General features: G+C 70.9%; 24 protein-coding genes. 8 read left to right on the top strand and 16 right to left on the bottom strand.

Features of this window, described 5'->3' with window-relative positions:
* Positions 1-7 precede the first annotated feature (7 nt).
* From pntB to C8E84_RS13035, 5 genes are all read right to left on the bottom strand, one after another.
* Complete coding sequence (gene pntB / locus C8E84_RS13055) at positions 8-1,447, bottom strand: Re/Si-specific NAD(P)(+) transhydrogenase subunit beta (protein WP_159902783.1); 1,440 nt, start codon at positions 1,445-1,447, stop codon at positions 8-10.
* The gene (locus C8E84_RS13050) at positions 1,444-2,994 is read right to left on the bottom strand and encodes a Re/Si-specific NAD(P)(+) transhydrogenase subunit alpha (RefSeq protein WP_159902781.1); all 1,551 of its coding nucleotides are present in this window, start codon (positions 2,992-2,994) and stop codon (positions 1,444-1,446) included. The genes pntB and C8E84_RS13050 overlap by 4 nt, the downstream gene beginning before the upstream one ends.
* A gap of 104 nt (positions 2,995-3,098) precedes the next feature.
* On the bottom strand, positions 3,099-4,127 hold the full coding sequence (locus C8E84_RS17870) for a sunset domain-containing protein (protein WP_211675555.1): 1,029 nt from the start codon (positions 4,125-4,127) through the stop codon (positions 3,099-3,101).
* A 131-nt stretch (positions 4,128-4,258) separates the two neighbouring features.
* Positions 4,259-5,701: a pyridoxal phosphate-dependent decarboxylase family protein gene (locus C8E84_RS13040; RefSeq protein ID WP_246196929.1), complete on the bottom strand. Its 1,443-nt coding sequence runs from the start codon at positions 5,699-5,701 to the stop codon at positions 4,259-4,261.
* Positions 5,698-7,008: an MFS transporter gene (locus tag C8E84_RS13035; RefSeq protein WP_159902779.1), complete on the bottom strand. Its 1,311-nt coding sequence runs from the start codon at positions 7,006-7,008 to the stop codon at positions 5,698-5,700. Before C8E84_RS13035 ends, C8E84_RS13040 begins: the two co-directional genes overlap by 4 nt.
* A gap of 30 nt (positions 7,009-7,038) precedes the next feature.
* Between C8E84_RS13035 and C8E84_RS13030 the strand changes: the two genes are divergently transcribed.
* Positions 7,039-7,650, top strand: coding sequence for a hypothetical protein (locus C8E84_RS13030; RefSeq protein WP_159902777.1), 612 nt, complete (start codon positions 7,039-7,041; stop codon positions 7,648-7,650).
* Between the two features lie 12 nt (positions 7,651-7,662).
* On the opposite strand, the gene C8E84_RS13025 is transcribed toward C8E84_RS13030, so the two are convergent.
* The 7 genes from C8E84_RS13025 to C8E84_RS12995 all read right to left on the bottom strand — a co-directional run bounded on the left by C8E84_RS13025 (position 7,663) and on the right by C8E84_RS12995 (position 13,725).
* On the bottom strand, positions 7,663-8,433 hold the full coding sequence (locus tag C8E84_RS13025; RefSeq protein ID WP_159902775.1) for an RDD family protein: 771 nt from the start codon (positions 8,431-8,433) through the stop codon (positions 7,663-7,665).
* 60 nt (positions 8,434-8,493) lie between these two features.
* Positions 8,494-9,420, bottom strand: coding sequence for a hypothetical protein (locus tag C8E84_RS13020; protein WP_159902773.1), 927 nt, complete (start codon positions 9,418-9,420; stop codon positions 8,494-8,496).
* Between the two features lie 182 nt (positions 9,421-9,602).
* Positions 9,603-10,883: a PQQ-dependent sugar dehydrogenase gene (locus C8E84_RS13015; RefSeq protein WP_159902771.1), complete on the bottom strand. Its 1,281-nt coding sequence runs from the start codon at positions 10,881-10,883 to the stop codon at positions 9,603-9,605.
* Positions 10,884-10,909: 26 nt separating this feature from the next.
* Complete coding sequence (locus C8E84_RS13010) at positions 10,910-11,245, bottom strand: MGMT family protein (protein WP_159902769.1); 336 nt, start codon at positions 11,243-11,245, stop codon at positions 10,910-10,912.
* Positions 11,246-11,358: 113 nt separating this feature from the next.
* Complete coding sequence (locus C8E84_RS13005) at positions 11,359-12,090, bottom strand: cytochrome c biogenesis CcdA family protein (RefSeq protein ID WP_246196928.1); 732 nt, start codon at positions 12,088-12,090, stop codon at positions 11,359-11,361.
* 1 nt (position 12,091) lies between these two features.
* Positions 12,092-12,670 (bottom strand): thioredoxin family protein, encoded by a 579-nt coding sequence (locus C8E84_RS13000; RefSeq protein ID WP_159902767.1) that lies wholly within the window; start codon positions 12,668-12,670, stop codon positions 12,092-12,094.
* Positions 12,671-12,705: 35 nt separating this feature from the next.
* Positions 12,706-13,725, bottom strand: a complete 1,020-nt coding sequence (locus C8E84_RS12995; protein WP_159902765.1) for a sensor histidine kinase — start codon at positions 13,723-13,725, stop codon at positions 12,706-12,708.
* Positions 13,726-13,777: 52 nt separating this feature from the next.
* Here C8E84_RS12995 and C8E84_RS12990 point away from each other — a divergent pair, with 52 nt between their 5' ends.
* Positions 13,778-14,002 carry a hypothetical protein gene (locus C8E84_RS12990; protein ID WP_159902763.1) on the top strand — a complete coding sequence of 75 codons (225 nt, stop codon included), beginning with the start codon at positions 13,778-13,780 and terminating at the stop codon, positions 14,000-14,002.
* Positions 14,003-14,009: 7 nt separating this feature from the next.
* Here the strand turns inward: C8E84_RS12990 and C8E84_RS12985 are convergent, their stop codons facing one another.
* The gene (locus tag C8E84_RS12985; RefSeq protein ID WP_159902761.1) at positions 14,010-14,729 is read right to left on the bottom strand and encodes a response regulator transcription factor; all 720 of its coding nucleotides are present in this window, start codon (positions 14,727-14,729) and stop codon (positions 14,010-14,012) included.
* Positions 14,730-14,818: 89 nt separating this feature from the next.
* On the opposite strand from C8E84_RS12985, the gene C8E84_RS12980 reads away from it, so the two are divergent.
* The 4 genes from C8E84_RS12980 to C8E84_RS12965 are packed head-to-tail and all read left to right on the top strand — an operon-like array spanning position 14,819 to position 17,305.
* The gene (locus C8E84_RS12980; RefSeq protein WP_159902759.1) at positions 14,819-16,036 is read left to right on the top strand and encodes a pyridoxal phosphate-dependent aminotransferase; all 1,218 of its coding nucleotides are present in this window, start codon (positions 14,819-14,821) and stop codon (positions 16,034-16,036) included.
* A gap of 5 nt (positions 16,037-16,041) precedes the next feature.
* Entirely contained in the window at positions 16,042-16,452 is a 411-nt protein-coding gene (locus C8E84_RS12975; protein WP_159902757.1) for a fluoride efflux transporter FluC, read from the top strand.
* On the top strand, positions 16,449-16,811 hold the full coding sequence (locus tag C8E84_RS12970) for a fluoride efflux transporter FluC (RefSeq protein ID WP_159902755.1): 363 nt from the start codon (positions 16,449-16,451) through the stop codon (positions 16,809-16,811). The genes C8E84_RS12975 and C8E84_RS12970 overlap by 4 nt, the downstream gene beginning before the upstream one ends.
* A gap of 50 nt (positions 16,812-16,861) precedes the next feature.
* Positions 16,862-17,305 (top strand): hypothetical protein, encoded by a 444-nt coding sequence (locus C8E84_RS12965; RefSeq protein ID WP_159902753.1) that lies wholly within the window; start codon positions 16,862-16,864, stop codon positions 17,303-17,305.
* On the opposite strand, the gene C8E84_RS12960 is transcribed toward C8E84_RS12965, so the two are convergent.
* The 3 genes from C8E84_RS12960 to C8E84_RS12950 all read right to left on the bottom strand — a co-directional run bounded on the left by C8E84_RS12960 (position 17,254) and on the right by C8E84_RS12950 (position 19,460).
* A complete protein-coding gene (locus C8E84_RS12960; RefSeq protein WP_159902751.1) occupies positions 17,254-17,925 on the bottom strand; it encodes a hypothetical protein in 672 nt (223 codons plus the stop codon). The genes C8E84_RS12965 and C8E84_RS12960 overlap by 52 nt on opposite strands.
* A 57-nt stretch (positions 17,926-17,982) precedes the next feature.
* Entirely contained in the window at positions 17,983-18,300 is a 318-nt protein-coding gene (locus C8E84_RS12955; protein ID WP_159902749.1) for a hypothetical protein, read from the bottom strand.
* Between the two features lie 197 nt (positions 18,301-18,497).
* Positions 18,498-19,460: a hypothetical protein gene (locus C8E84_RS12950; RefSeq protein ID WP_159902747.1), complete on the bottom strand. Its 963-nt coding sequence runs from the start codon at positions 19,458-19,460 to the stop codon at positions 18,498-18,500.
* Between the two features lie 538 nt (positions 19,461-19,998).
* Here C8E84_RS12950 and C8E84_RS12945 point away from each other — a divergent pair.
* Together C8E84_RS12945 and C8E84_RS12940 are read left to right on the top strand one after the other, a co-directional pair.
* Positions 19,999-21,696, top strand: a complete 1,698-nt coding sequence (locus tag C8E84_RS12945; RefSeq protein ID WP_159902745.1) for a phospholipase D-like domain-containing protein — start codon at positions 19,999-20,001, stop codon at positions 21,694-21,696.
* 32 nt (positions 21,697-21,728) lie between these two features.
* Positions 21,729-21,947: a hypothetical protein gene (locus C8E84_RS12940; RefSeq protein WP_159902743.1), complete on the top strand. Its 219-nt coding sequence runs from the start codon at positions 21,729-21,731 to the stop codon at positions 21,945-21,947.
* Positions 21,948-21,953 lie beyond the last annotated feature (6 nt).

Genomic DNA, 21,953 nt, shown 5'->3' with positions numbered 1-21,953 from the left:
GAAAGGCTCAGAGTGCCTTGATGATGTCCTCGACGCGGTCCTTGGCGTCGCCGAAGAGCATCTGCGAGTTCTCCTTGAAGAAGAGCGGGTTCTGCACGCCGGCGTAGCCCGTGGCCATGGAGCGCTTAAACACGATGACGTTCGCCGCCTCCCACACCCGCACGACCGGCATCCCCGCGATGGGCGAGGAGGGGTCTTCGGATGCCGCGGGGTTGACGGTGTCGTTGGCCCCGATGACGAGGACGACGTCGACGTCGGCGAGGTCGTCGTTGACCTCGTCCATCTCGAGGACGATGTCGTAGGGCACCTTGGCCTCGGCGAGCAGGACGTTCATGTGTCCGGGCAGGCGACCGGCGACCGGGTGGATCGCGAACTTCACGTCGATGCCGCGCTCACGCAGCTTGCGGGTGAGGTCGGCGACCGGGTACTGCGCCTGGGCGACGGCCATGCCGTACCCGGGGGTGATGACCACCGACCGGGCGTTGGCGAGCATCTCGGCAGCGCCCTGGGCGGTGATCTCGCGGTGCTCGCCGTAGTCGACGTCAGCGGCCACGGTGCCACCCTCGACGCCGAACCCGCCGGCGATGACGGAGATGAACGACCGGTTCATCGCCTTGCACATGATGTAGGACAGGTACGCACCCGAGGAACCGACCAGTGCACCGGTGATGATGAGCAGGTCGTTGCCGAGCAGGAACCCGGCCGCGGCCGCCGCCCAGCCGGAGTAGCTGTTGAGCATCGACACGACCACGGGCATGTCACCGCCACCGATGGAGGCGACGAGGTGCCAGCCCAGGGCTAGCGCGACCACCGTGATCAGGGCGAGGACGAGACCGCGCGCAAGGCCCGCGTCGTGCGGCATCAGCACGTAGACGAGGGTCAGGACGGCGAACGCCCCGATGGCGCCGAGGTTGAGCCAGTTGCGCCCGGGAAGCATGAGCGGGGCCGACTTGATGCGCGCCGACAGCTTGAGGAACGCGACGATCGAGCCGGTGAACGTCACTGCACCGATGAACACCCCGACCGCGACCTCGACGTCGTGGATCACGGGGTACGGCGTCTTCTCGACCGAGGAGTTCCAGCCCACGAGCACGGCCGCGAGACCGACGAAACTGTGCAGCATCGCGATGAGCTCGGGCATGCCGGTCATCTCGACCTTCTTGGCCCGGTCCAGCCCGATCGCGCCCCCGATGCCCATCGCCGCGAGGATCAGCGCCAGGCCCAACCAGCCGCTGCCGACGGAGGACAGCTCCAGGCCACCGGCGGAGACGGACGTCCCCGCGGTCGCGGCCAGGATCGTCGCCCCGAGGGCGATGCTCATGCCGATGATGCCGAACCGGTTGCCCGACCGAGCGGTCTCGTGCCGGGACAACCCGGCCAGCGCGAGGATGAAGGCCAACCCCGCCACGATGTAGGCCCCCTGCACGAGGGTCACGGGCACGCTCATCGAGCAGGCTCCTCACGCGTGAACATCTGGAGCATTCGGGCCGTCACCCGGAACCCACCGAAGACGTTGATGCTCGCCACGAGGATGCCGATGAACGCGAGCACGGTGACGAGCCAGGTGTCGTGACCGACCTGGAGGATCGCACCGACGACGATGATGCCGCTGATCGCGTTCGTCACCGACATCAGCGGGGTGTGCAGGGCGTGGTGGACGTTGCCGATGACGTAGAACCCGATGACCACCGAGAGCATGAACACCATGAAGTGGCCGAGGAACGGCTGCGGGGAGGCGGCGGCGACCAGTAGGAACAGCGCGGCCCCGACCCCCATCAGGCCCAGACGGCGGTTCGCGCTCATCGGCTCCTTGACCGGCTTGGCCGGGGCGGCCGAGGCGGGCACGAGGTCGGTCGCGGCCGGGGCCGCCGAGACCTGAACCGGCGGCGGGGGCCACAACACCTCACCCTCACGCACCACCGTCATGCCGCGCTGCACGACGTCGTCGAGGTCGAGGGTCAGCTCACCGTCCTTGTCGGGGGTGAGCAGCTTGAGCAGGTTCACCAGGTTCGTGCCGAACAGCTGCGAGGCCTGCGTGGGAAGGCGCCCCGGCAGGTCGGTGTAGCCGAGGATGGTCACCCCATTGGCGGTGACGACCTTCTCGTCGGCGACCGATCCGGCGACGTTGCCGCCGTTGGAGGAGGCCATGTCGATGATGACCGAGCCCGGCTTCATCGACGCCACCATGGCCTCGGTCAGCAGCCGTGGTGCCGGGCGACCCGGGATCAGGGCCGTGGTGATGACGATGTCGACGTCAGCGGCCTGCTCGGCGTAGAGCGCTGCCGCCTTGGCGTCGAAGTCGGCGCTGGTCTCCTTGGCGTACCCGTCGGCGGACGGGCCGGTCTCCTCGACATCGATGCGCAGGAACTCGGCGCCCATCGACTCGACCTGCTCCCCCACCTCGGGCCGGGCGTCGAACGCCCGCACGATCGCCCCGAGGGAGTTCGCCGTGCCGATCGCTGCCAAACCCGCCACGCCGGCCCCGACGACGAGGACCTTTGCCGGCGGCACCTTGCCCGCCGCCGTGACCTGGCCGGTGAAGAACGACCCGAACTCGTGCGCCGCCTCGACCACCGCACGGTACCCGCCGATGTTCGCCATCGACGACAACACGTCGAGCGACTGCGCCCGCGAGATGCGCGGCACGGCATCCATCGCGAGCGCGGTCACCCCGCGCGCGGCGAGCGCGTCGACGAGGTCGGGGTTCAACGCGGGGGCGAGCAGCGAGACGACCACCTGACCCGGGCGCAACCGGGCGATCTCGGCATCCGAGGGGGCGTTGATCTTCAGCAGGACGTCGGCGTTCCAGACGGCGTCGTCGATGACGTCCGCACCCGCGCGCGCGTAGGCGGAATCGTCGAAGCTCGACGCCGCACCGGCCCCGGTCTCGACGAACACCGCGTACCCGAGCGCGATGATCTGCTCAACGGTCTTCGGTGTCGCGGCCACGCGCGTCTCACCGGGACGGGTCTCACGGGGCACTCCGATGCGCACGACATTCCTCTCGGCCTACGGGATCTGTCTCGAACCTATCGGGTGGCCGCGCGCTGGTTGCGAGGTGGCCAGAAGACGGGCGTCAGCCGTCCGCGGGGTGGGCGTCAGCCGTCCGCGGGGCGGAAGCCTGACCGCTCGGCGGCGGCGGCGTCGTAGAACCAGACGTCGGGGTCGGCCGAGTCGTAGCCCGGGACACCCGGCTCGCGGAAGGTCATCGTGTCGCGGTAGGCCTGCACCGGGTGGTCCAGCGGCTGGGCGCCGTCCTCGATGGGGGCGGCGGACCCGACCCCGTAGCCGCCGTCGCGCAGCTCGAGGAAACCGGAGATGCGGCGACCGGCCGGCTCCGGCTCGGGCTCCGGCTCGGGCTGCTCCTCGACGACGGGCTCGGACTCCGGCTCGACGACGGGCTCCGGCTCGGGCTGCTCCTCGACGACGGGCTCGGACTCCGGCTCGACGACGGGCTCCGGCTCGGGCTGCTGCTCGACGACGGGCTCGACCTCGTGCGGGCCGCCCCACTCGTTGGCCGGGATGGCGATGTCCTCGGTGAGCGGGTCCGCCGCGGTGACCTCATCGCGGTACTCGGCTGCTGTGGCGATCCGCTCGGCCTCGGGGTCGCTCCGCGGGACGGGAACCGGCCAGGCAGCCTCGGCATCGTCGGCCGAGTCGTCTTCGGTGCTGCCCTGCTCGACGGCCGGCTCGGCCTGAGCCGCCTCGGCAGCCTCACGGGCCTCACGGCGCTCTGCGCGGGTCATCGCCGCGTCCTCGACCACGACCACTACTGCTCCGCCATCCTCCAGAGCCACCGCGTCCGCAGCTGTCTCCGCGTCGTCCACGGTGTCAGGGACGTCCAGGGTGTCAGGGCCATCGGCATCGGCCGGTTCGGCCGGCTGCTCAGACGCCTCGGCCGAACCGGCGGCCGCTGAAGCACCAGCAACAGCAGCCGGAGCCGCCGCAGCACGAACTGGTTCCGTCCGGTCACCTGCATCCAGCCACTCGGCCTGCGAGCCCACGTGCTGGGAGTGTGAGTGCTGCCCACCCTCTGGCTTGGCGTTGCCCCGGCGCACCACGACGGCGATGACAGCAGCCACCACCAGGACGAGCAGAAGCAGGAGGATCAGTTCAGGGAGCTGCATGGAAATCCTGTCGTTGACGCTGCCCGGAGGGCGATCTCGCGGCACAACCTACTCTGCGGCAGTGCCCGCCGGGCCGAGTCGGTGCGGCTCGATCCCGTCGATCGAGCGCACCGAAAACCTAGGCGTTCACGTCAGGAGTTGCCATTCGGTCCGCGGGGCGTGGGCCGGGACAGCCGGTCGAGCACCCCCACCAACAGCGCTTCGCGCAGAGCTGGCGGGCAGGCATCGAGCAGCGCGTTCACGCCCGCCATCCGGGTGGGCAACGCCAACGACCCGTCAGCGCCCGCGAGCCCGGCCGCCGCGAGGACCCGGGCGAACCCAGCCTCGTCCAGGGACGCAGGGTCCAGGCCCCCGACCACCGCAGCGACACCCGGGTCCACGCGAACCGGGCCGGCCGCGCGGGCCGCCGCGACGGCATCCGAGAGATCGTCGACCAACTCGTCGACCGCGGGCGCGGTCGCTGCCGAGAGGGTGAGGTGAAGGGTCGGCGGCAGGTCACCGAACGACAGCTGCGGCTGCACGTACCACCCCCGCTCGAGCATCTCGTCGGCGACGGTGAAGGCATCGCACGAGTCGTCGGTCGCGAGCGCCAGCAGGGTCGAGTCAGGGGTGACGAGCACCCGCAGACCCGGGATGCCGTCCGCGGCCGTCGCGATCGCGAGCGTCGCCTCGCGCGCCCGCCGGGCGAGCTCGGCGTAGCCGTCGAGCCCGATGCGGCGGGTCACGGCCCACGCCGCCGCCAGCGGGCCACCAGAGCGGGTCGACTGCATCGTCGCGTTGAGCATCGTGTAGCCGGGCCAGGTCGCCGAGGCGAACAGGTGGGTGCTGCGCAGCGCCGCGGTGCGGTGCAGCAGCACCGAGACCCCCTTGGGGGTGTAGGCGTACTTGTGCAGGTCGACGCTGACGCTCGTGACGCCCTCGACCGCGAAGGTCCACGGCGTCGCCACGTCAAGGTGCGGCAGCACCCACCCGCCGATGCAGGCGTCGACGTGACAGCGGATGCCGCGGGCCGCCGCCAGCGCCGCGATCTCGGGCACGGGGTCGATGACGCCGTGCGCATAGGACGGGGCCGAGGCGACGACGAGCACGGTGGAGTCGTCGACGGCCGCCGCCATGGCGGCCGGGTCGGCCCGCAGGGTGACCGGGTCGACGTCGACGAGCACGGCCCGCACCCCGAGGTAGGCCGCGGCCTTGTGGAACGCCGCGTGCGCCGAGGTGGGCAGCACCATGCTCGGGGACGGATGGTCGCTGCCCTTGCGGGCGGCCAGCACGGCGAGCAGGATCGACTCGGTGCCGCCGGAGGTGACCGAGCCGGCGAACCCGTCGGGGGCGTCGAGCAGGTCACCGGCGAGGGCGACGAGGTCGTTCTCCATGATCAGCAGCGACGGGAACGCGGTCGGGTCGAGCCCGTTCGAGCCGGCGAACATGGCCAGGGCCTCGAGGCCGACCGCATCGGCGTCGGCCAGGCCCGAGTCGTAGACGTAGGCCAGGGTGCGGCCCCCGTGAGCGGGCAGATCGAGGCCTTGGAGCATCCGCAGGGTGGCGAGCACCTCGTCCGTCGGCATCGCGGTCATCGGGCCACCTCCACGTCGAGTCGGTACCTGCGCAGGAACACCAAGGAGACCGCGACGAGCACGGCCGGCACCACGGTGAACCCGAGAGCAATCGCGAGCTGCGCCGAATCCGGCTGGCGCGCACCGGCATCCGTCGACGACACGTAGCCGCCGATGGTGAGCACGGCGGCATACAGGAACGGGCCGATCGCGAGGCCCAGCGTCTCCCCGGCCGTCCAGACGCCGGTGTACGTCCCGGCGCGGTCCTCCCCCGTCGCCGCCGTGTCCGCCGCTGCGACGTCGGGCAGCATGGCGAGCGGGAACATCTGGCACGCGGCGTACCCGATGCCGACGACGGCCACGCTGAGCGCCGCCGCGGCCAACCCCACGCGCACCGTGGCCAGCGTCGCCGCGGCCCCGACGAGCAGCAGCACCGAGCCCCACAGGTACCCCGTGCGCTTGCCGCGGGCCTCACCGACCCGCTGCCACAGCGGCGTCACGAGCAGGGCCGGCGCGACGAAGCACAGGAACAGCACCGTCGAGGCCGCTCCCCCACCGAGCAGCACCCGCGCGACGTAGTCGACCCCCGCCAGCATGGCCCCCGTCGCGAGCGCCTGGAGAACGAAGACGAGCAGCAGGGTGCGAAACGGCGGGGATGCCGCGACGACCCGCAGCTGGTCGGCCACACTCCCGCCCGCCGTCGCCGCACGGGACATCGGGGTGTCCCGGGTGCCGCGCCAGACCCCGAGGGTGCCGAGCAGGATCAACGCGCCGACGAACAGCCCCACCCCGCGATAGCCCCACTGCGGCCCGAGCGCGTCACGGATCATCGGCGACAACCCGCCGCTGACGAGGATGGCCAGGGCGAGGATGGCCACCCGCCACGTCATCAGGCGGGTGCGCTCGTCGTAGTCGTCGGTCATCTCGGCCGGCATCGCCACGTACGGAACCTGGAAGAAGGCGTAGGCGCTGGCGCAGACGATGAAGGTCACGACCACCCAGGTCGCGGCCAACCCGCTCGGTGAGGTCGGCCCGTTGAACAGCAGCACGAACGCCACCGCCAGAGCCGTGCCGGACCAGATGAGGAACGGCCGCCGACGACCTCCCGGGTGCGTGGACCGGTCGCTGATCCGGCCGGCGACCGGGTTGAGGACGACGTCCCAGGCCTTGGGCAGGAAGACGATGAGCCCGGCCAGGCCAGCGGCGATCCCCAGCCGATCGGTGAGATAGGGCAGCAGGAGCAGGCCGGGCACCGTGCCGAACGACCCCGTCGCGACCGAGCCCAGCCCGTAGCCGCGGCGCGCCGTCGAGGTGAGCGTCGCTGCCATGCTCGGACCCTAGTGGCGATGATGGCTCCCATGGGTGCGCGCCAGACGTTTCGTGGGCAGATCGCCGGGGTAGGGTCGACGTCCGGCACCCGCGTCGTCGTGGGGTGGTGGCAGGACAGCCCGTTCGGCACCTTCGCCGACGCGATGGTCGAGCGGGCCGACGGCCACCGGATGCTGCTGGCACCCTCCGAGCAGGTCGCCGAGTTGGTGTCGACGACCTACACCTTCGACGAGGTGAGGGTCGAGCCGGTCGTCGTCACTGACGAGGTCCGACCTGGACACTGGGAGTTCACGAGCCCGTCGCTGGCCCTCACCCTCGAGGTCGGTGCTCGGATGCCGCTGGGTCACCTGCTGCGTCTCGTGCCGGCTGCCGTGTCGGCCAGCCCGGCGTTCGCCACCGCTGTCGACCCCGTCGCCAGGGCGGCCCTGCGGGGAGTGCGCACCCGCGGGCAGGCCCGAGCGGGCAGGCGCGAGTACTACGGGGCGCGCGACATGCACGCGGTGACGTCGATGCGGGGGGTGCTCGACGGCATCCCCCTCGGCGACCTGCGGCCCGTGGACCCGCCGTGTCGCTTCGGGTTCTCCTCGACCCCGCGCTCGCCGTCGGTGACCGACGTGGTGACGACGATCGTCGACGCCTGAGGAGCGGCCGGGTCAGCGGGTCTTGATGACCTGCGTGTCGGCGAACTTGTCGTGCCAGCCGCGGAACAACGGGCGGTCGCTGTTGATCGTCACCGCGATGTAGATGACGGCTGCCAGCTGCGCCAGCGACCCGAGGAACCCGAGGATGGGGATGATGGTGAGGAAGCCCAGGGCGATGTAGACGTTGCGCTTGAGCGCCTGCTCCATCGTCGGGTTCTGCCCAGCGAGGTTCTGCACCTTCAGGCCCACGACCATCTTGCCGACGGTCTGGCCGCGCGACGACTCGAGGAAGGCGTAGTACGCCAGCGTGACCGCGGTGGACAGCAGGGCAGCCATGGCCGTGCGGGCATAGCCACTGTTGAGGCCGAACGCCACGAAGGTGGCTACGACGAGGTTGATGAAGAACATCACCACGACGTCGACGAGCTTGGCGAGGAAGCGAGGGACGAGGTCTGCCGGTTGCCCGGCGCCTGCGTCCGAGGTGGGCAGCGGTGCAGGGCCCGGCGCGGGCGGGGGTGCCGGGTAGGCACCGGCCGCGCTCGACGGGTAGGGAGCCGGCGGGGGTGGCGGGTACGACCCGGCAGGCGGCGGGGGTGGGGGCGGTGGCGACCACGCCGGGGGCGCCGGAGGTGGATCCACCGGAGGGGGCGGCGGAGCGCTCGCGGAGTACGACTCGAACGACGGGTCGGACCCGAAGGTGGGATCGGAACCGGACGGGCCAGAGCCGCCGAGCCCCGGTCGAGGGGTCGAGACATGCCGGGTCCCCTCGAGCATCCCGGGCATGTCTTGACTCCTCGATCTGGCTCCGGGGCAGATCGAGGCCAGCACGTCGCCCACTGGGCCTCAGCCGATGGTCAGGGTGGCGGGGTCGAGATCCATGGCGCGGGCGAAGCGGTGGAGCAGCGTGCACCTGCGAGCAGGTCGGAAGACGTCCTCGGCGAAGATCTCGATGACGGTGTAGTCCTCGTCCTCGGCGAGGCCGATGCGGAAGCTGTCGGCGCTGCGGCGCTTCCTGTCCGCGTGATCAGCCCCCTGGTACTCACCGATGACACGGTGCTGGTGCCAGACGAGGTCTCCTTCGAGCAGCCACCCACCGTGGGCATCGAAGACGTCCGAGTTCAGCTGCGGCTCGGGAAAGCCCGCGCGGTGGAACATCAGCCGAGATCTGGTCTCCATCGGCGAGCGCGAGCCCACGCGCACCAGCGCTCCGGCCTCCAGGAGTCGGGCCTTTCCTCGCGGACGGACCCGTGCGTCGAGGGCAGCACGCAGCGCGGCAACACCTCCCGGCTCGAGGCGGTCGGCGATGACGTCACCGACGATGACGAGGTCGTCAACACCCATGTCACCCGGTGCCAGTTCGGCCAGGTCGCACCACGTGTCGGCGAGCCCGACCACTCGCAGGGCACCGAGATCGACGACCTCACGACGTTCCAGCCCACGATGGCCGCGGCACCCTTGGCGGCGAATCCGCGGGTGCGCAGAAGGCCTCGAGATATCCAGGATCTCTGCAGCCTCGAGACCCTGCGGCAACGGCAGCCCGTGCAGCTGGGCCGCGGTCACATGCGAGAAGGCGACGTCGGACGGCATCCCCACCGCGAAGGCGGCCGCCCGCTCGGTCAGCGAGGTCGGCGCCGACCCTGCTCGCACGCCGTACGTCGGTGAGTGCAGCCGGGTGGTGCGCAGGTCGGGCAGGCGCAGCCCGGCCGCCCGCCCCTGCGCGACCGTGAAGGGGCGGGATGCCAGGTCCAGTGGCAGCGCGACATCCCCCATGGGCCCACGATGCCCGGGACCGGCCCGGCCCCCTCGGACTTATCCACAGGCTCCGGCCGTCGCCCGGATCGAGGAGTCGAGACATGCCGGCGCCGCTCGAGGATCCCGGGCGTGTCTCGACCTCTCGATACGACAGGCAGCGTGCGGGCATTCAGAGGCTGGACAGCCAGGAGGCAGGGCAGTCAGGCGCGGGGGGTGATCCGCAGGAGCTGGTCGTCGTCGCCGTTGGTCGTCGTGACGTACAGGGCACCGTCGGGCCCGAGGCGGGCCGCCCGCATCCGCCCGAACGGCCCGTCGGTCTCCTGCGGCACCGCGACCTGTTCGACCGACCCGTCATCGGCCAGGGTCAGCACCAGCAGCTTCGACCCCTTGAGTGCGGTGATGACGAGCGCCCCGTCCAGCGCACCCCACTGGTCTCCCTCGAGGAAGGCCGCGCCGCAGATGGCCTGGGTCCGCTCGCCCGACTGCCACACGGCGGGGACGGCATCCGGGTAGAGCTCGAGGTCGGTCATCGGCACGCTCTCGTCGTACTCGTCGACCATGCCCTTGCGCGAGGGGTCCCAGCCGTAGTTGCCGCCGGCCGTGATCAGGTTGACCTCGTCGTTGTTGCTCGGGCCGTGCTCAGCCGTGTAGATCGCACCTGTGCCCGGCTGCACCGCCACCCCCTGGATGTTGCGGTGCCCGTAGCTGTAGACGTACCGCTCGCGCTCGCCCTCCAGGCTGAAGAACGGGTTGCCGCTCAACGGAAAGCCGGTTTCCAGGTCGAGCCGCAGCACCTTGCCCCCGAGACTGGTGCGGCTCTGCGGCACGTCGGCCTGCGCCACGTCGCCGGTACCGACGAACAGCTCGTCCTCCCCGGAGTCGTTCACCGCGCCCGGGGCGATCGTCGGTCGGCACCCCGAGTGCCTCCCCGTCGAGATCGGCAGGCCGGTCAGCAGGTCGCGCCACTTCTGCGCCGAGGTGCCGTCGGCCGACAGCTTCCACGTGACGAGTCGGACGTCCTTCGGCTGGCCGTTCTCCTGGTGGGTCTGGCAGGTGGTGAACAGGCGCGAGGTCGCGAAGTCGGGGTGCACGACCATACCCATCAGGCCACCCTCCCCCGACACGAAGAGGTCGTCGAGGTCGGCCTCGACCGTCGTCCGCGTCGCACCCTCGCGCAGCCCCGAGACGATCGAGATGCGGCCCGGCCGCTCGGTGACCAGCGCGCGACCGTCCGGCAGGAACCCGATGTCCCACCCGTGCTCGAACCCCTTCGCGACCACCTCGACATCCAACGCGGGCACCTCGGCGCTGCGCGGGGCCGGGCTCGCCGTCGCCCCACCGCTCGGGGAAACACCGTCGGATGCCGTCCGCGTCGGCGTCACGGGCACCTCGCCGACACCGTCGTCACCGGAGCACCCGGCAAGCGTCACGGAGGCGAGCAGCACTGCCGCAGCCAGGGGTGCGATCGATCGGGGGCTCATGCCCCAGTCTCACCCACGAGGTTGCTTCACGCGAGATCGGCGACGGCCCGCTGATACCCGGCCGCGAGCACGGTGAGGTCCGCGCGATACCCGGCGATGCGGCATCCACGGCCGTTGGGTTTGAGAAGGATGCCTTCGGCGGCCCAGCGCTCGCGCACCTCGTCCATGAGCTGCACCGGCAGGTCGCCCGACGCGTTGGTCACGCGCCACCACGTGACGTTCGAGCCGTAGGTCGCCATGATCGTGCCGACCTGGCGAGGGCCGATGCCGACGAGCGCGGCGAGGTCGCCGTACGACACGACCCGCCCGCGGGGCACGAGCTCGACGGCCCGCAGCACCCGCTCCACGACGACGTCGTCCATGCCGCGAGTCTGCCCGACGGCGGGGCACCCAGCTCAACGCAGCACTTCGGAGCGCACGCACCAATTACTGCGTGCGATCCGAGCTTGTGCGTCCGCCGCGCCCGCGCGCACGCTCAGCGACCGATGTCGGCGCCGATCTCCCACGGCGCGATCGGCGAGTTCTCGAGCACCCAGGCCTCGACGTCCTGCATCAGGCCGGTCGCGATGAGCACCCCCATGACGACGAAGAGCACACCGAGCCCACGGCGGAACAGCGAGTGCGGGTCAGCCGCCCAGCGCAGCCGCCGCACCAGGCGCTGGCCGGCGAGGGCGATGGCGAACAGCACGCTGACCAGCCCGATGACGTAGGCCGTGAGCAGCGCCAGCCCGCGGGCCGGTTCGGCGGGCAGCACGGTGACGACGACATACGCGAAGAGCGGGCTGCACGAGGTGAACACCGGCCCGAGCGCCGCCCCGGTGAGCACCGCCCCGAGGGTGCCCCCGCGTTGGTTGGCTGCCGACAGGCCCCGGGCGCTGCGGCTGCTGAGCCCCGTGGCCACCGACACCCGGTCCCACAGCTCGGGGATGACCGCGACGACGCCGAGGGCGATCAACAATCCGCCGCTGATCCACCGCCACACCGACGGCGGCACGTCGATGAGCGCGGTCGTGGCCTTCAGCGCCAGGGTGAAGACGAAGACCGACGCCCCGAGCGAGCCCGTCACGAGCAGTGCCCGACGCACCGCGGCCCCGTCGGACGCACCGGACACCGAGCCGCCCACGATGACGGGTAGCAGCGACAGGGCGCAGGGGGCCAGGGTGGTCAGCGCCCCGGCGAGCAGGGCACCCGTGAGGGCGAGCAGCACGTCAGACCGTCTTGGCCTTGATGTCCGCGCCCGAGATCGTGCCCGTCCACTTCGCGAGCTCGTCGCCGTCCTCGTTCACCTGGACGAACGTGTGCTGCTGGGTGATGCCGTAGGTCTTGCGCAGGTCGGTCTCGGAGTCGAAGTCGATCTTGACGACCGTGAGGCCGGCGGGGATGCCGTCCTCCTCGATGGCCTTCTCGGTCGCCCGGCAGGTCGGGCACCACGAGGCGTGGAAGAAGTAGACGACCTTCGTGCCGGCGCGCTGCGCCATCTGGCTCTGGTACTCGGCCTTGGTCAGGTAGGCGCCGGCCGCCATGGTCTCGCCGGTGGCCGACGGGCTCGTCGACGGCGACGCGGAGGCCGACGGCGTGCTGCTCGCCGGGGCGGATGCCGTGGCGCTCGGCGCGCTCGGCGCGCTGGACGCCGCCGGTGCCGCGGTGTCCTGCGTCGCGGAGCCGCAGGCCGTCAGGAGCAGGGCGCTCACGGCGCCGGTGGCGATCAGGGTCAGGGACGGTCGGCGACGCATGGGTGGCTCCCGGGTGTCGGTGGTGGAGGTGGTGAGGACACCAGTGGACGTCATGGCAGCACGCCCGCGCCATCGCAGCCTGCCCGACGTCATGAGCGGGTAAGACGGTGCGCCGGAAGGGAGAGGGTGACGGTGCATCCGGTGCCGTCACCGCGGTTGGTGGCCACGGCATCCCCGCCGTGGGATCGGGCCACCTCGCGCGCGATGGTCAGGCCCAGACCCATCCCCCGGTCGTGCCGGGACTCGTCGCCGCGCCACCCCGGCTCGAAGACCCGCTCGAGGTCGCCCGTCGCGATGCCGCCGCAGCCGTCGGACACGTCCACGAGCACCTGCCCGCCCCGGACCTGCGTCGTCACGATGACCCGGCCCCCTGCAGGGGTGTGCTGGAGGGCGTTGCGCAGCACGTTGGTCACGGCCCGGGTCACCGCCCGCGGGTCGACCTCCACGGTGACCCCGGCCAGGTCACCCGCGATGACGTCCACGTCGGCGGCGGCGGCCAACGGCGCGACGGTCGCCACGGCATCCGAGACGAGGTCGTCGAGCGCACACCGCCCCGCCCGCGAGGTCGGCTGCGGCCCGTGCAGCCGCGACAGCTCGGCGATGTCGTCGACCATGACGTCGAGCCGGTCGACCTCGTGGACGATGCGGGCGTGCGCGGCCGGCGGGTCGGCGACGGCGCCGTCCGCCAGCGACTCCGCGAGCGCCCGGATGCCGGCGAGCGGGGTGCGCAGGTCGTGCGAGAGCCAGCGCACCGTCTCGCGGCGCGACTGCTCGACCTCGAGGGCGCTCTCGCGCTCGGCGCGCTCGCGGGCCGCCTCGCGCTCCAGGCGAAGCACCCGCCGAGCCAGGACGAGCCCCACGACGACCGCCATCGGCGCGCCGGCGAGGAGCACGAACACGAGCGTGCGGTAGTCGTCCTCGCCGATGAGCATCGAGCGGCTGGCGACGGCCACCCCGGCCGCCACCGCCGCCACGAGCACGACCGGGGCGCCGAACGCCGCGCCCGAGGGCCGCTCGCGCGCCACCCGGGACAGGCCGAGCGCCCCGGCCGCGCCGACCACACTCGTCACCGTCGCCGAGAGGATGACGGCATGTGCCTCAGGACCCACCGGTCACTCCCCGCTCGGCGCCAGTGTCGTCGGCGAGACGGCGGAGAGGTCGGTGGGCGAAGTGAGCTCGATGGTGGCGTGGACCGGTCGGCTCCTCGTCGGTGCGGTCCTCGTGCTGCTCGGCATCTTCAGCCTGCCGCTCACGGCGCTGGTGTTCGACGGGGAGGGCGCCACGAGGCTTCGGGGCGCGCTGGTCGGCGTGCTCGCCGCCCTCGTGGGCGCGGTGATCGGGCTGGTCATGTACTTCATCCTGCTGAGCGGCTTCGACTCCATGTGACCCCGCCTCACCCGGCGGCCGGGTCTGCCGGGTCTGCCGGGTCGGTGCGGTCCCAGCGGTAACCGCGGCCGAATACGGTGACGAGGCGCAGGGGCGCGCTCGGGTCGACCTCGACCTTCTCGCGCAGGCGCCGGACGTGCACCGTGACCGTCGACGCGTCGCCGACCTCCCAGCCCCAGACCTCGCGCAGCAGTTCGTCGCGCCCCCAGACGGTGCCGGGGTGCTGCAGGAGCCAGGCGAGGAGGTCGAGCTCACGCGAGGTGAGTGCCACCGGGGCACCACCACGGGTCACCGACCGGGCACCGAGGTCGACGACGAGGTCCCCGTCGCGCAGGACGTCGTACACCCCTTCGGATGCCGGCGCGCTCGCCCGCCGCAGCACCGAGCGGATTCGCAGCTCGACCTCGCGCAGGCTGAACGGCTTGGTCACGTAGTCGTCGGCCCCGTGCTGGAGCCCTTGCACCCGCTCGTGCTCCTGACCGCGCGCGGTCACCATGACGACGGGCAGGTCACGGCGGATCGAGCGCAGGCGGCGGCACACCTCGAACCCGCCGAGGCCCGGCAGCATCAGGTCGAGCAGCACGAGGTCTGCCGGTGACTCCACGTAGCGCTCGATGGCAGCGTCCCCGGCCGCCACGGCATCCACGGTGTACCCCGAGCGGGTCAGGTAGGCCGCGACGGCCTCGCGAACCGTCGCGTCGTCCTCGACGAGCAGGATGCGCACCACGTTCGCAAGGGTAGGTGGCGACGTGATGCGTGCCACGGCATCCGATAAATCGGTAAGACCCCCGCAACCCGGGCTGACAGGATGGCGTCATGCGGCGGATCATCCAGAGCAAGAAGCTCCAGCACGTGCGGTACGACGTCCGGGGGCCGATCCTCGTGGAGGCCCAGCGGCTCGAGGCCGAGGGGCACGAGATCCTCAAGCTCAACATCGGCAACACGGCCCCGTTCGGGTTCAGGGCGCCGGAGTCGATGGTCGCCGACATCGTGCACAACCTGCCCGACAGCCAGGGCTACTCGGACTCGCGAGGCATCTACTCGGCCCGCACCGCCGTCGCGCAGTACTACCAGTCGCGCGGGCTGACCGAGACCGGCGTCGATGACGTCTTCATCGGCAACGGTGTCTCCGAACTGATCTCGATGGTGCTGCAGGCGTTCGTCGACGACGGGAACGAGATCCTCGTCCCGGCGCCGGACTACCCGCTGTGGACCGGCGCGGTCTCGCTGTCGGGTGGCACCCCCGTGCACTACCGCTGCGACGAGAGCAACGGCTGGAACCCCGACCTCGAGGACATCGAGTCCAAGATCACCGCGAACACCCACGCGATCGTCATCATCAACCCCAACAACCCCACCGGCGCCGTCTACTCGCCCGAGACGGTGCGGGCCCTGGTCGACATCGCCCGCCGCCACGACCTCGTCGTCATGGCCGACGAGATCTACGAGAAGATCATCTTCGACGACGCGGTGCACCACCACGCGGCGACCTTCGCCGAGGACGACGTACTCTGCCTGACCTTCAGCGGGCTGTCCAAGGCCTACCGCGTGTGCGGCTACCGGGCCGGCTGGGTCATGGTGTCGGGGCCCAAGCACCTGGCCTCGGACTTCCTCGAGGGGCTGACCCTGCTGGCGAACATGCGGATGTGCGCGAACGTGCCGGCGCAGCACGCGATCCAGACGGCGCTCGGTGGCTACCAGTCGATCACCGAGCTCGTCGTGCCCGGCGGCCGGTTCTACGAGCAGAGCAAGCTCGCCGCGCGCCTGCTCAACGAGATCCCGGGCGTCTCGTGCGTCGAACCGATGGGTGCTCTCTACTGCTTCCCCCGGCTCGACCCCGAGGTCTACCCGATCGAGAGCGACGAGTCGTTCGTCATCGACCTGCTGCGCGCCAAGAAGATCCTCGTGACGCACGGCACCGGCTTCAACTGGTTCGAGCCCGACCACTTCCGGCTCGTCACGTTGCCCGACGTCGACGTGCTGACCGAGGCCATCGGGCGCATCGCCGACTACCTCGAGACCATCAGGGCCTGACGCTGATGCCGGGAGCGGGCTCGAGGGTGTCCTTCGGGGTGCTCGGCGCCATCGCGCTCGGCGGGGTCATCGGCTCGCTCGGCCGGTACGCCGTGGGCGTGGCCCTGCCGCACGGGGTGGGCGGGTTCCCGTGGGCGACCCTGGTCGTCAACGTCACCGGCGCCTTCGCCATGGGGCTGCTCGTCGCCTACCTCGTCGACCGGCCGGGCGTGCACCGGCTGGCGCGGCCGTTCGTCGGCGTCGGGGTGCTCGGCGGCTGGACGACGTTCTCGGCCCTGGCCATGGATGCCGTGGCGCTCGGTGCCGCTGACCGGGCCCAGCTCGCGCTGGGTTACGTCGCGGCGACCTTCCTCGTCGGGACCCTGGCCGTGGCCGCGGGGTCGGCTGTGGGGCAACGTGTCTGGCCGGGCCCATGACGGTCGTCGACGCCCTGCTCGTGGCCGTGGGTGCGGCGCTCGGGGCCCCTGCGCGCTACCTGACCAACCACTGGGTGCGCGAGCGCCTCGGCGGCACCGCAGTCGCCGGCACGCTGCTCGTCAACGTCGTGGGGTCGTTCGTGCTCGGGCTGCTCGTCGGGACGGGGGCCGACGGTGCGCCGATGGCCCTCGTGGGGATCGGCTTCTGCGGGGCGCTCACGACGTTCTCGACCCTGGCCCTCGAGGTCTGGGACGCGATGGAGGACGACCGGCGGCACCACGCCGTCGTGAACGTGGCGTTGTCACTGGCGCTCGGGTTGGGCGCCGCCTGGCTCGGCTGGGCCCTCACCTCAGCCTGACCTCTGCTCGACCTCTGCTCGACCTCAGCCCGAGATCGAGGAGCCATGACATGCACGGGATCCTGCTGGGGTCGCGGCGTGTCCTGGCTCCTCGACCGCCGTATGCTCGGTGGATGCGCCGCCGCACCCCTCAAGCCGTCCCTGACGTCTTCGAGACCTTCGCCCACCGGGTGGACGACTCGGCGGAGGGCCCGCTCGAGGCTCCCGCCGCCGCAGCCGTGGCGCGCTCGGCCGGCATCGGGCTCGCCCTCATGGTGCTGACGTCGGTCGCCTTCGTCTCCGGGGCTTGGCTCGCGTCCCGCGCACGGCCGGACCTGGTGTTCTCGAACCTGGCGTGGGAGGGCCTGGCCATCGCCGCGTGGTCGCTGCTCTGGGGTGCCCTCGCCGCCGCCATCGTGCTCGCCGCCGGCGTCGTCGCGGTCGGGCTGCCGTGGGTGCGGCGTCAGCGCGGGGCGCGCTCGGCCGCGGGCTCGACACCGACCTCGACCCCGTAGGCCCACCCCGGACGCAGCGAGAGGGTGTCGCCGCTCCAGAACCGGCCCGGGTCGTACCAGTTCATCGGCACGTCGTCGTCGAGGATGCCCATCTCCTCCAGCGTCACGCCGACGACCTCGGCGCAGTAGACGGCCTCGGGGCGCACCGACTTCTCCTCGGCAGCCCGCTTGGACAGGTACGCGTCGCGGCCCTTGAGCCAGCGCCAGGCCATCCCCACGGTCGTGGGAAACGAGACCCCGTTGAGGCGGGCGATGGTGCGCAGCACGGCATCCTCCTGCTCACGCCCGACCTCGGGGGTCAGCTGGCGCACCCAGGCGCCCTGCCCGTACTTCACCTGCCACGTCGTCACCGCCTCGCGTAGGTCGTGAAGCTGCACCCCCCGGTGGTGGTCGCCGGTCCAGTGGTCACGCAGCGACCGGCCGAGCTCGGCGTGCCACATGAGCGGGGGCAGGTCGTCGAGCACCACGGCCATCCCGACGTGGTTGACCGGGGCGTTGCTCGCGGTCTGGATGACCCGGTCGGCGACCGACCCCCCGCGAAAGAGCCACAGGTCGCCCGTGCGGGTGGCCTCGATGGCCTCGTCGAACGGGACGGTGGTCCTGCGGGCGCGCATCGGCATGCAGTCATTGTGCGCGACTGCCAAAGCGGTATCAGCCGTGTCGATCGCATCCATCGGTCATGGGGAACACCGCGCCGCGACTTCAACCGAGTACCTGCTCTGTGCCCGGTACTTCTGTCCATCCGCCTGATAGTCGATGCTGACGCTGGCGAAGCGCGCCTCAGCCACGGTCAACTCCAGCCGGAGCACCAGGTTCGTGTCCCCGTCGCTGGACGCCACCGAAGAGCCTTCCGCCTTCGCCAGCGGAGGCCACGAACTGGCCTCCGCTGGCGGCCAGCCAGGGGCCAGGCCCACAAGTGTCTGGCCCGCGATCGGCACCACGTACGACTCACGCAAGTCAACGCCCTCGGCACCTTCCAACGCGACGCGGGTCATGCGAACGCGTGCACCGGCCTCCACGGACAGGACCTCGTTTCCGAACGTGTACTCACCAGCCCCCGCACTTCGCTCCAGGCAAATGGACCCTTCCCCTTCTCCGAATGACAGCGGGCCGTCCTGTGCCCGCACCCCCTCGTCACAACCTGAGGCCAGGAGCAGGGTTGTGGCGAGCAGCGAGCCAAGGGCGGGTGATCTCAAAGCTTCGCGACGAGGCGACTGGGCGTCCCGCCGGGGTACCCGGTGACGCCACAGAGCCGACGGGTGGCCGTGAACTTGTAGGTGACGGCGGCGTCCGTCTGGTATCCGGTCCTCGATGACAGGTCCAACCCGATCGCGGCCGAGATGTCGACGCCGGCCGTGTTCTGATATGCCGTCGTCCTGTTCTTGGTCACCGTGGTGCCGTTGACGTAGGACGTGCAGTAGTTCGCGGTCGGCACGGTCGAAGGAGTCCAAACACTCGAGCCACCGATGTACGAACGAGGGCGCGCGATGTACTTCATTGATCCGGTACACCCGACGAGGTACTTTCCGTACTCGAAGTTCGTGTAGTAGTGCCGTCGACCCGTGGAACTTGGGAAGTTGATGGTGTCGGAGGTTGAAACCGACGCAGTTCCGCTCGCCTTGAAACTTCCGTACTTGCCAGTCACAGAGACTCCAACTCCAAGCGCACTGTCCGCGCCGCGCACATAGACCAAGTCACCTGTGACGCCGGACGTCGTCGAGTAGGTTCCCCCCACCCACACGGTCCGCGACCCGAGGCTGCCCTTGTAGATGGATCCGCAGGCGGGGGTCTGGAGTGCGAAAGCGCTGGCAGCCGCCTGCGTCGGCGATTGCCCCATGTCAACGAAGTCCGCCAGCAGATCAGCGTCGGTGCCCTTCGGTGCACTCTGAGTGATGACCGTGAGGTCCGGCGTTGCTTCCGCCATGGTCAGAGGCGCGCCTTCGACGCCGCTGTCCGTACTGAGCGACGTCGACGTCGCGGCCGAGCGTCCGTCGGCAGTGACGCTGACAATCTCGAGATTGACATTGCCGAAGGCGTCCGTGAACATCTCCAGGTCTTCTGGCGCGAGGTTCAGGGTGTACGACCCCGCGGCCGAGGTGAGGACCGAGCCGACCGGAAATAGCTGCAACCCACCCCCCTCGGGCGTTGCGGCCACGGCTGCGTTGCTTGGCCACGCGTAAGCAATCACTCTGGCCTGCACCGGAACGCCTGAGCCTGATTGAACGGTGCCTGACGCCACTGTGACGTCCTCCCCCGTCGATGCCGTGACCGGCGTCGCCACCAGGAGAGCCGTGGCGATTGTCAATGCACCTACCGAAAACGACGAAACGAACCTGACACGATTCATCTTCGGAAACCCCCGTGACAAGTGGAAGAACGCCGAGCCCGTCCTAGTTCAGAAGAACTGTTTCGGCGATCCATCCGTGGGACGGCGGCCAGGTGGCCGACGTGCGAGAAACAATGCATCCATCCCAGATGGCTCGCAAACGGAAGCGCAATTTCACTGTGGCGAAGGCCGGCTCGGCTGACACCACACAAACGAGTACCCAAAGGCGCATCGGCCCGGAAACAGTGTGCCCACCGTCGACGGTTGGCGGTGTCCCTGTGATGACCTATTGGTCGATGGAGGGACGGTCGGAGCCCGCGGTGCCGCACCCTTCCCCCCGAGGTGCGCGACGGCCTACGGTGAGGGGGTGCGCACTCGGCGCAGGAAGCAAGGACTCGCGGTGCAGGCCGTGGCCGGCACCCACACGGTGCTGCTCGGGTTCAGCCTCGACGACCCGGCCGGCTGCTTGGGGTTCGCGATCCACCGCACCGACCACACCGAGGGTGAGGCCCGCTGGCTGCGGGGCATGAAGACCTTCGGCAGCGTCGTGCCCGACCCGCCGCCCGGGTCGGACTGGCCGACGAACGCGCACCCGGTGCAGGGCTTCCAGTGGGGCGACTACTCCGCCAAGCCCGGCCACCACTACACGTATGCCGTGTCCGCCCTCGGGGGGCCGCCAGCCACTCCCGTTCCCACCGCGACGGTGTCGCTCACCGTGCGCACCGAGGTCGAGGACGACGGCGAGCACGGGGTCTGGTTCAACCGCGGGGTGGCAGGCTCGCAGGCCTTCGCGCGGCAGTTCGCGGGCTGGGTACCGACGTCGACACCGGACGAGACCCACCCGGCGATGGCCTGGCTCTCCCGTGGGCTCGGGGAGGCGCTGCTCGCGTTCTGCGCGGAGGCCCTGGACGACGAGTGGTCGATCCACGGCGCGCTCTACGAGCTGACGTGGGGACGCGCCCTGCAGGCCTTCGGTGCCGCGCGCGACCGCGGGGCCGACGTGCACCTCGTCGTGCACGGCAGGGACCGGGATGCCGGTGCCGCCAACAACGACCGCACCGCCGAGATGGCCCGTGCGGCGGTCGTCGCCAACGGCGTCGAGGACCTCGTGACCTGGCGCACCGCGCCGATCAAGAGTGCCCTGCACCACCACAAGTTCCTCGTCCTGTCGCGGCGCGGCATCCCCGAGGCGGTGTGGACCGGGTCGACCAACCTCACCCTCGGGGCGATCTACGGACACTCCAACGTCGGCCACGTCGTGCGTGACCGCGCGGTCGCCGCGCGGTTCGAGGCCGAGTGGGAGCGGCTGCGCGACGGCCTCCCCATCGCCGACCTGCGCGCCGTCCACACCGCGGACCCCGCTCCCGAACGCACGGTCCCCGTCGGCGGCGGGGTCAGCAGCGTCTTCTCCCCGTTGACCGGCACCTCGCTGCTCGACTGGTACGCCGAGCTGTTCGACGCGGCGACGAGCTCGGCGCACGTCACCGGGGCGTTCGGCCTGCACCAGGTCTTCCGTGACCGCCTCGCGGTCGACCGGTCACCGGTGACCCGCACGGTGCTCCTGGAGAAGGTGCCGCCCCCGACCGCCGCCATCCCGCGCACCGACGACCACGTGCGGATCTCGACCGGGAGCCATCTCATGGGCGACCCGCTCCAGCAGTGGGCCACGGAACGACTCACCGGCTTCAACACCCACGTGCGCTACATCCACACGAAGATCATCCTCATCGACCCCCTCGGCCCCGACCCGACGATCCTCACCGGCTCCGCGAACTACTCGAACGCCTCGACGTCGACCAACGAGGAGCACACCCTGATCATCCGGGCGGGACGCACGAGGTCGTCCTCGCGACGGGCCGTGAGGCGGGTCGCCGACATCTACCTCACCGAGTACCACCGCCTGTTCATGCACTTCGCCTTCCGCGCGATGGCGCAGGACCGTGAGGTCAACACCGGTGTCTCACAATGGAGTCGGCACCTCGACGAGACCGGCACATGGGCTGACCGTTACTACGTCGACGACTCCTGGCGGGCGGCTCAGCGGCGGCTGTTCTCCGGGTCCTGACACCCTCGCGGACCGTCGCTAGGGTTGAGCCCATGCGCCCCTCGAACCGCGTGTGGAAGATCGCCGGCATCGCCGGGCTCGTCGGCGTCGTCGCGACCGGGGCCCTGGTCGCCCGCAACGAACGCGAACGACGCGCCTACACCCCCGACGAGGTGCGCGACCGGCTCCAACAGCGGCTCGACGAGGCCGAGCGGGCTGCCGAAGGCGAGCGGGCTGGCGAAGGCGAGCGGGCTGGCGAAGCCGGACGCTGAGAGTCC

Origin of the sequence: Ornithinibacter aureus (assembly GCF_009858245.1) — a bacterium.
Taxonomy (GTDB): domain Bacteria; phylum Actinomycetota; class Actinomycetes; order Actinomycetales; family Dermatophilaceae; genus Fodinibacter; species Fodinibacter aureus.
Note: the sequence above shows the minus strand (reverse complement) of the source record. Positions and strands in the feature narration are given on the sequence as shown.

What these genes read in the sequence shown, in the direction of transcription:
- pntB (WP_159902783.1), bottom strand. Translation starts at nt 1,447, where the DNA reads ATGAGCGTGCCCGTGACCCTCGTGCAGGGGGCCTACATCGTGGCGGGG.
- C8E84_RS17870 (WP_211675555.1), bottom strand. Translation starts at nt 4,127, where the DNA reads ATGCAGCTCCCTGAACTGATCCTCCTGCTTCTGCTCGTCCTGGTGGTG.
- C8E84_RS13040 (WP_246196929.1), bottom strand. Translation starts at nt 5,701, where the DNA reads ATGACCGCGATGCCGACGGACGAGGTGCTCGCCACCCTGCGGATGCTC.
- C8E84_RS13035 (WP_159902779.1), bottom strand. Translation starts at nt 7,008, where the DNA reads ATGGCAGCGACGCTCACCTCGACGGCGCGCCGCGGCTACGGGCTGGGC.
- C8E84_RS13030 (WP_159902777.1), top strand. Translation starts at nt 7,039, where the DNA reads ATGGGTGCGCGCCAGACGTTTCGTGGGCAGATCGCCGGGGTAGGGTCG.
- C8E84_RS13025 (WP_159902775.1), bottom strand. Translation starts at nt 8,433, where the DNA reads ATGCCCGGGATGCTCGAGGGGACCCGGCATGTCTCGACCCCTCGACCG.
- C8E84_RS13020 (WP_159902773.1), bottom strand. Translation starts at nt 9,420, where the DNA reads ATGGGGGATGTCGCGCTGCCACTGGACCTGGCATCCCGCCCCTTCACG.
- C8E84_RS13015 (WP_159902771.1), bottom strand. Translation starts at nt 10,883, where the DNA reads ATGAGCCCCCGATCGATCGCACCCCTGGCTGCGGCAGTGCTGCTCGCC.
- C8E84_RS13010 (WP_159902769.1), bottom strand. Translation starts at nt 11,245, where the DNA reads ATGGACGACGTCGTCGTGGAGCGGGTGCTGCGGGCCGTCGAGCTCGTG.
- C8E84_RS13000 (WP_159902767.1), bottom strand. Translation starts at nt 12,670, where the DNA reads ATGACGTCCACTGGTGTCCTCACCACCTCCACCACCGACACCCGGGAG.
- C8E84_RS12980 (WP_159902759.1), top strand. Translation starts at nt 14,819, where the DNA reads ATGCGGCGGATCATCCAGAGCAAGAAGCTCCAGCACGTGCGGTACGAC.
- C8E84_RS12975 (WP_159902757.1), top strand. Translation starts at nt 16,042, where the DNA reads ATGCCGGGAGCGGGCTCGAGGGTGTCCTTCGGGGTGCTCGGCGCCATC.
- C8E84_RS12970 (WP_159902755.1), top strand. Translation starts at nt 16,449, where the DNA reads ATGACGGTCGTCGACGCCCTGCTCGTGGCCGTGGGTGCGGCGCTCGGG.
- C8E84_RS12965 (WP_159902753.1), top strand. Translation starts at nt 16,862, where the DNA reads ATGCACGGGATCCTGCTGGGGTCGCGGCGTGTCCTGGCTCCTCGACCG.
- C8E84_RS12960 (WP_159902751.1), bottom strand. Translation starts at nt 17,925, where the DNA reads ATGCCGATGCGCGCCCGCAGGACCACCGTCCCGTTCGACGAGGCCATC.
- C8E84_RS12955 (WP_159902749.1), bottom strand. Translation starts at nt 18,300, where the DNA reads ATGACCCGCGTCGCGTTGGAAGGTGCCGAGGGCGTTGACTTGCGTGAG.
- C8E84_RS12940 (WP_159902743.1), top strand. Translation starts at nt 21,729, where the DNA reads ATGCGCCCCTCGAACCGCGTGTGGAAGATCGCCGGCATCGCCGGGCTC.